This window comes from Methylobacterium sp. EM32 (assembly GCF_040593685.1).
GTDB lineage: Bacteria > Pseudomonadota > Alphaproteobacteria > Rhizobiales > Beijerinckiaceae > Methylobacterium.
Window position 1 is genome coordinate 1 of record NZ_JBEXZS010000265.1, and the last position, 8,168, is coordinate 8,168.

Sequence of the window (8,168 nt, forward strand, 5' to 3'; positions counted from 1 at the left end):
CCCCTCACCGACGCCCTCGCCCGCGCCGCGGACGAAGGCCGCACCACCCCCCTCTGGTGGCGCGACGACGACGCGGTCGCCCACACCCCCGCCCTCGACCGCCTGCTCGCCCTGGCCGCCCGGACCGGCTGGCCGGTGGCGCTCGCGGCGATTCCCACCCGGGCCGAGCCGTCGCTGGCCGCGCGCGTCGCCGACGAGGCGGAGATCGATCTCCTCGTCCACGGCCTCGCCCACGCCGACCACGCGCCGCCCGACACGAAGAAGGCGGAGTTCGGCTCGCACCGCCCCCTCGCGGCCTTGCAGGCCGACGCCGCGGAGGCCCTGGCACTCGCCAGAGCCCGGCTCGGCCCCCGCCTGCTCCCGGTGCTGGTGCCGCCCTGGAACCGCATCGCCCCCGATTTGCCCGCGGCCCTGCCGGCCCTCGGCTACCGGGGCGTCTCGGCGGCCCATCCCCTGCCCCCGGTCGCAGGCCTCGCCCAGGCCCACGCGACGATCGATCCGGTCGCCTGGCGCGCCGGCGGCGGGCTCGCCGATCCGGCCGGCATCGTCGCCCGGGCCGCCCGGGCGGCGGCGGAGGGCGGTCCCATCGGGCTCCTCACCCATCACCTCGTGCAGGACGCGGCGACCTGGGACTTCTGCGAGCGCCTGCTCGACCACCTCGCCGCCCATGCGGCGAAAGATCCGGCAACGAGAATATCGCGCGCCGCCGCTTTGTTTGCGCCCACGGCGTCGCCCGTGTCACAAACGGACCCTATCTTCCCGTGAAGATCCGGGGACGCTCCCCCCGAGAGGACCGCACGGCACCAGGATGACGGCACCGCTCCTGTCGATCCGCGACCTCACGGTCGATTTCACGACCGATTCCGGCTCGTTCCGGGCGGTCGACGGCCTGTCCCTCGACGTGCCGGCGGGCCGCACCGTCGCCCTCGTCGGCGAATCCGGCTCGGGCAAGTCGGTCACCGCCCAGGCCATCCTGCAGATCCTGCCCAAGGTGGCCCGGATCAGCGGCGGCCATATCCGCCTCTCCGATCCCTCGGGGCCTCCCGGCGGCGTCGACATCGCGGCCCTCAAGGCCGATTCGTCCCGGATGCAAGCATTGCGGGGCGGGCGGATCGCGATGATCTTCCAGGAGCCGATGACCTCGCTGTCGCCGCTTCACACCGTCGGCGGCCAGGTCACCGAGGCGCTACGGCTCCACGCCGACGTCTCGACCGACCAGGCTAAGGCCCGGGCGATCGAGGTGTTCGAGCGGGTCGGCTTCCCGGACCCGAAGCGGGCGCTCGTCACCTATCCGTTCGAGCTGTCGGGGGGCCTGCGCCAGCGCGCGATGATCGCGATGGCGCTGATCACCCGGCCCGCCCTCCTCATCGCCGACGAGCCGACGACGGCGCTCGACGTCACCACCCAGGCTCAGATCCTGGAGCTGATGCGCGACCTCCAGGCCGAGACCGGCATGGCGATGCTGCTCATCACCCACGATCTCGGCGTCGTCGCCAACATGGCCGACGACGTGGTGGTGATGTATCGCGGCCGGGTGATGGAGTCGGGCGTTCGGGAAGAGATCTTTCGCCGCCCCGGCCACCCCTATCTCAAGGCCCTGATGCGGGCGGTGCCGCGCTTCCACATGGCGCCCGGCGAGCGCCTGACCCCGATCCGCGAGGTGAAGAGCGCAGTGCTGGCCCGCAAGGCTAACGAGCCGCACCGGCCCGATCCGGCCGGGCCGCTCCTCGCCATCGAGGGGGTGCGCAAGTCCTTCACCCTGCGCTCGGGCTGGTTCAAGGGCAAGACCCGCACCATCAACGCCGTCAACGGCGTGTCGCTTCAGCTGCATCCGGGCCGGACGCTGGGCCTCGTCGGCGAATCGGGCTGCGGCAAGACCACCCTGTCGAAGGTGGTGATGCGGGCCCTGCGCCCCGATTCCGGTACCGTGACCTTCGACGACGGCTCCGGCCGCGGCCCCCGCGACGTCTTCGCCCTCAAGGACCGGGAGCTGAAGGACTTTCGCCGCGCGGTGCAGTTCGTGTTCCAGGACCCGTTCTCGTCGCTCAACCCGCGCATGACGGTCTACGAGCTCCTGACCGAGCCCCTGCGCATCCACGGCGTCGGGAGTTCGGACGAGCGCTACGAGCGGGCGAAGGAACTGCTCGACATGGTCGGGCTCGACCAATCCTCCCTGCGGCGCTACCCGCACGCCTTCTCGGGCGGCCAGCGCCAGCGCCTCGGCATCGCCCGGGCGCTCGCCCTGAAGCCGCGGGTGCTGCTCTGCGACGAGCCGGTTTCGGCCCTCGACGTGTCGGTCCAGGCCCAGGTGCTCAACCTCCTGAAGGACCTCCAGGCGAGCCTCGGCGTCTCCTACCTGTTCGTGTCCCACAACCTCGCGGTAGTCGACTACATCGCCGATACGATTGCGGTGATGTGCCGGGGCTACATCGTCGAGGAGGCGCCGAAGGCCGCCCTGTTCAAGAACCCGGCCCACCCCTACACGAGGGCGCTGCTCGCCGCGGTGCCTGAGCCGGACCTCGACCATCCCCTCGACCTGAAGCTCCTGATGAGCGACCGCTTCTCAGACCCGGCGAGCTGGCCCGAGCCCTATCGCCTCACCGGCGGCGCGGCCGGTACCATGACCGAGATCGAGCCCGGACATTGCGTCCGGGTCGCCGGGCCGGTGCTCCGGCAAGCCGCCTGATTTTTTCTACGAGACTCCGATGCCCCACGGCGCCGCCCTCCGTCCCCACCCCTTCGTCGAGCGGCTGCGCCGCCGCTTCCTCGGCCGCCTGTTCGACCGGCTCGGCTACGACCTCGTCCCGGCGGTCTCCGACTGGAACCACCGTCCGCTCTCCGCGCCTGAGACCGACGCGCTGATCGCGGCGGCGGCCGCGCGCCTCGATCACGACCTCGCAGAATCCGGCCTGAGCCTGCCGGGCGGTGCTGCGCCCGCCGTCGCGACCTTCTGGGACCTGATCGCCGCTGCGCCGGTGGCGCAGAAGCGCGGCGGCAACGGCTTCAACGGCGCGCTCCAGCTCTATGTGCTGATGCGGGCGCTCAACCCCGAGGTCATCGTCGAATCGGGGGTGTTCCGGGGCCTGACCACCTGGGTGATGCGCCAGGCCTGCCCGCAGGCCGAGATCTTCTGCTTCGATCCCGACCTCTCGGGGCTGCGCTACCGCGATGCACGTGCCCATTACCACGCCGGCGACTGGTCGGCGGCGCGCCTGCCGCTTCTCGAGGCGGACAGGGCGGTCGGCTTCTTCGACGACCATATCAGCCAAGCCCGGCGGGTGCTGGAGGCGCGCGAGCGCGGCCTGACCCGGCTCATCTTCGACGACGACGCCGCGGCGCACCGGCTCCACGCCCACGGCGGCCCGGCCTTCCCGACCATCGCGATGCTGACCGCGCCCCGCTCCGGCGAGCCGGTGCGCTGGCGCCGCAACGGGCGGGAATTCGTCTACCGGCCCGACGACCCGGAGGCGGAAGGAGCCCGTGCGGCGATCGCCGCCACCCACGCCTTCGACGACCTGCACGCCGCGACCGGCTACTCGCCCACCCGCCTCACCTGGGTGCGCCTGCACGGGAGGGACGGGACATGACGGTTCGGTTCGGACGTTTCTTCGCGGACGCCGCCGCTTCTGAACCCTCCCCCCTCTGCGGGGGAGGGTGGCCTGCGGAGCAGGCCGGGAGAGGGGACGCCGCTTCCGGAGAAGTCGCGACCATTCTGACGGGCACCATACCCAGCAGCGTCGCGCTGCCCCTCTCCCGCCCTGCATTCGCAGGGCACCCTCCCCCGCAGAGGGGGGAGGGTTGGTGGCGCGTCGTCGTCCTGACCACTCTACTCCCGCTCCTCGCATCCCCCGCCCTCGCTGCCGAACTCTCCGACCGCCTCCCCAAGCAACCGCTCGTCGTCGACCTCGCCGCGCAAGGCCGCCAGATCGGCAAGCCCGGCGGCGACATCGTCACCCTGGTCTCGAAGGCGCGAGACATCCGCTACATCTCGACTTACAGCTACACCCGCCTCGTCGGCTACGACGAGAAGCTGGCTTTGCAGCCCGATATCCTGCAAAAATTCGAGAACGACGGCGACCGGATCTACACCTTCACCTTACGCGAGGGCCATCGCTGGTCCGACGGCCAGCCCTTCACGGCGGAGGACATCCGCTACTGGTGGGAGGACGTCGTCCTCAACAAGGAGCTGAGCCCCTCCGGCCCGCCGGAATTCATGATGGTCGACGGGCAGCCGCCGCGCTTCGAGCTGATCGACCCGCAGCATGTCCGCTTCACCTGGGACAAGCCGAATCCGCGCTTCCTGCCGGAGTTGGCCTCGCCGCGCGATCCCTTCATCTACCGGCCGGCGCATTACCTGAAGAAGTTCAACGCCAAATATACGCCGAAGGCGGAGATCGAACCGCTGGTGAAGCAGGCCAAGGTCAAGGGCTGGGCGGCGCTCCACAACCGGCTCGACGCGATGTTCGAGCAGACCAATCCCGACCTGCCGACGCTCCAGCCCTGGCGCGTCACCACCATCGCGCCGGCGGCCCGCTTCGTCTTCGTGCGGAACCCCTATTACCACCGGGTCGACAGCAACGGGCAGCAACTGCCCTACATCGACAAGGTCAACATGGATGTGGCGGCCGGCGGGCTCCTCGCCGCCAAGGCCAATGCCGGCGAGGCCGACCTGCTGTTTCGCGGCCTCAACATGGAGGACATCCCGATCCTGCGCGAGGGTGAGCGCGCCAAGGGCTACCGCACCCATCTCTGGCCCACCGCCCGCGGCTCGGAACTGGCGCTCTACCCGAACCTGACCGTCACCGATCCGGTCTGGCGCCGGCTCAACCGCGACCTGCGCTACCGCCGCGCGCTCTCGCTCGCCATCGACCGGCGCACCCTCAACAACGCGCTGCTGTTCGGGCTCGGCACCGAGGGCAACGACACCGTCGTCGAGAAGAGCCCGCTCTACAAACCCGAATACCGCACCCTCAACGCCGATTACGACCCGGCGCAAGCCTCCCGCCTCCTCGACGAGGTCGGGCTGATCCAGCGCAATGGCGCCGGCATCCGCCTGCTGCCCGACGGGCGCGAGCTGGAGATCGTGGTCGAGACCGACGGCGAGAGCAGCATGCTCACCGACGGGCTGACGCTGATCTCCGAGTTCTGGCGTGAGGTCGGTGTCAAGCTGTTCGTCAAGCCGCAGGACCGTACGGTCCTGCGCAACCGCGCCTATTCGGGCGCCGCCGTGATGGTGGCGGCGCAAGGGCTCGACCTCGCGATGCCGACCGCCGAGATGTCCCCTGACGAGCTCGCCCCGGTCCACCAGGACACCTATGCCTGGCCGAAATGGGGCCAGTACGTCGAGACGCGGGGCAAGGAGGGCGAGGCCTGCGACATCCCCGAAGCGAAGGTCCTGATCGACCTCAACGCCCGCTGGATGGCGACCGCCGACAATGCCGAGCAGGCCAAGATCTGGGCCGAGATGCTGAGGAACCGGGCCGAGAACCAGTGGGTGATCGGCACCGTCTCGGGGGCGCTGCAGCCGGTGGTCGCCAAGACCCGCCTCCTCAACGTGCCCGACAAAGAGACCTATAGCTGGAAACCGACGGCCCTGATCGGGGTCTACCGGATGGACCAGTTCTACTGGGGTCCGAACCCCAAGGAGGCGTCGCGGTGATCCGCTACCTCGCCCGCCGCCTCCTGACCATGGCGGTCACGCTGCTCATCATCTCCGCCCTCGTCTTCGTCATCATCAAGCTGCCGCCGGGTGACTTCCTGACCAATCAGATCGCCGAATTGCGCTCGCAGGGCGAGGCGGCCTCGGTCGCCAAGGCGCAGTTCCTGATGCAGCAATACGGCCTCGACCGGCCGGTCTGGGAGCAGTACCTGCGCTGGATCGGGCTGTGGCCCAACCCGGAAGGCGCCTTCAACGGCCTGATCCAGGGCAATTGGGGCTGGTCGTTCGAGTATGACCGCCCGGTGCGCGAGGTGGTCGGCGACGCGCTGTGGCTGACCCTCGTCGTCAACCTCGCGGTGGTGATCTTCGTCCACCTGGTGTCGATCCCGATCGCGATCTACTCGGCGACGCGGCAATACTCGATCGGCGACTACGTCGCGACCTTCATCGGCTATATCGGGCTCGCCACTCCGTCCTTCCTGCTGGCGCTGGTGATGCTGTTCTACGCCAACCGCTGGTTCGAGGTGTCGATCGGCGGGCTCTACGACAGCGCCTATTCGGGCCTGCCCTGGACCTGGGACAAGATCCGCTCGCTGCTCGCCCACCTCGTCGTCCCGACGCTGGTGATCGGGTTGGGCGGCACCGCCGCGATGATCCGGCGGATGCGCGCCAACCTGCTCGACGAACTCGGCAAGCAATACGTCGTCACCGCGCGGGCCAAGGGCCTGCCGCCGACCCGGGCGCTGATCAAGTATCCGTTCCGGATGTCGCTCAACCCGTTCATCGCCGACATCGGCAACCTCCTGCCCCATCTCATCTCGGGTTCGGTGCTGGTGTCGCTGGTGCTCAGCCTGCCGACCGTCGGGCCAATCCTGCTCGCCGCGCTGAAGAGCCAGGACCAGTTCCTGGCCGGCTTCATCCTGATGTTCGTGGCGATGCTCACGGTGATCGGCATGCTGATCTCCGACCTGCTGCTCGCCTGGCTCGATCCGCGCATCCGCCTCGGAGGGGACGGTCGATGAGTCTCGAGTTGCGCGACCGGCCGCAGCACTTCGTCGATGCCGCCCCCTTCGATCCCGGCCGCACCGAGCCGGTGGGGGCGGAGAGCAGCGCCGTCGACCGCGCCTCGTCCTGGCGCCTGACCTGGTGGAAGTTCCGTAAGCACCGGGTCGCGGTGGCGGCCGGGCTGATCCTGATCGTCTTCTACGCGCTGATTCCGTTCGTCGAGGTGATCGCGCCCTACAACCCGGCCAAGCGCCACGGCGACTACCTCTACGCGCCGCCGCAATCGATCCACCTCTTCCACGAGGGCCGCCTCATTGGGCCCTACACCCATCCCTACCACTTCACCTTCAACATCGAGACCTTCCACCGCGACTACACGGTGGACCGGACGAAGGTGCAGCCGCTCCGCTTCTTCTGCCGCGACGAGGGTTATTCCTTCTGGGGCCTCGTCGACACTGACTGGCACCTCGTCTGCCCGCCGAAGGACGGGACGATGTTCCTGCTCGGCACCGACCGGCTCGGGCGCGACCTGCTCTCGCGGATCATCACCGGCACCCGGATCTCGCTCACCGTCGGCCTCGTCGGCATCGCGGTGTCGTTCGCGCTCGGGCTCTTCTTCGGCGGGCTCGCCGGCTATCTCGGCGGCTGGGTCGACAACATCATCCAGCGCCTGATCGAGATCCTGCGCTCGCTGCCCGAATTGCCGCTCTGGCTCGCCCTCTCGGCGGCGTTGCCGCCGAACTGGAGCCCGATCCTGGTCTTCTTCGGCATCACGCTGATCCTCGGGCTGCTCGACTGGCCGGGCCTCGCCCGCGCCGTGCGCTCGAAGCTGCTGGCGCTCCGCGAGGAGGATTACGTCCGCGCCGCCGAGCTGATGGGCGCCTCGAAGACCCGGATCATCGCCCGGCACCTGATCCCGAACTTCATGAGCCACCTGATCGCCTCGGCGACCCTGTCGATCCCCTCGATGATCCTCGGCGAAACGGCCCTGTCGTTTCTCGGCTTGGGCCTGCGGCCTCCGGTGACGAGTTGGGGCGTTCTCCTGAACGAGGCGCAGAACCTCGCGGCGGTGCAGCTGCATCCGTGGCTGCTGGCGCCGATCCTGCCGGTGGTGATCGTGGTGCTGGCCTTCAACTTCCTCGGCGATGGGCTGCGGGATGCGGCAGACCCGTATCATTGAGGGGGGCGGCTCGAAGTCATGACAAGCCTGGGTCGAGTGACCGCCCACGATAATACACCCTCCACGTCATCCCGGGGCCGCGCAGCGGAACCCGGGATCCATAACCGCCGACGCGGGAGGATGAATCGGCGCGCGAGCCGCTTCGTTCGGCACCGTCAGCGGTTATGGATCCCGGGTTCTCGGCTGCGCCGAGCCCCGGGATGACGCGGAGGGTTCGAACGCCATCGAGCGATAGGAAGACCAGGGGTTGCGGAACGAGCCCACACCCCCTCACCCCCCCTTCACCTGTCTCTTATACAGATAAGCGAGCCCACGGGAGAGGGA

General features: G+C 69.3%; 5 protein-coding genes and 1 pseudogene. All 6 read left to right on the forward strand.

Annotated features, from left to right (window positions below):
* Positions 1-765 (forward strand): annotated as a pseudogene (locus tag ABZT49_RS32950) (glycosyl transferase family 28); the annotation flags it as partial.
* Between the two features lie 43 nt (positions 766-808).
* Positions 809-2,686, forward strand: a complete 1,878-nt coding sequence (locus ABZT49_RS32955) for an ABC transporter ATP-binding protein (protein ID WP_355292657.1) — start codon at positions 809-811, stop codon at positions 2,684-2,686.
* 19 nt (positions 2,687-2,705) lie between these two features.
* Entirely contained in the window at positions 2,706-3,587 is an 882-nt protein-coding gene (locus tag ABZT49_RS32960) for a hypothetical protein (RefSeq protein ID WP_355292659.1), read from the forward strand.
* Positions 3,584-5,659, forward strand: coding sequence for an ABC transporter substrate-binding protein (locus ABZT49_RS32965; RefSeq protein WP_355292661.1), 2,076 nt, complete (start codon positions 3,584-3,586; stop codon positions 5,657-5,659). The genes ABZT49_RS32960 and ABZT49_RS32965 overlap by 4 nt, the downstream gene beginning before the upstream one ends.
* The gene (locus tag ABZT49_RS32970) at positions 5,656-6,681 is read left to right on the forward strand and encodes an ABC transporter permease (protein WP_093568357.1); all 1,026 of its coding nucleotides are present in this window, start codon (positions 5,656-5,658) and stop codon (positions 6,679-6,681) included. Before ABZT49_RS32965 ends, ABZT49_RS32970 begins: the two co-directional genes overlap by 4 nt.
* Positions 6,678-7,844, forward strand: coding sequence for an ABC transporter permease (locus ABZT49_RS32975; protein ID WP_355292663.1), 1,167 nt, complete (start codon positions 6,678-6,680; stop codon positions 7,842-7,844). The genes ABZT49_RS32970 and ABZT49_RS32975 overlap by 4 nt, the downstream gene beginning before the upstream one ends.
* The last annotated feature ends 324 nt before the right edge of the window (positions 7,845-8,168 follow it).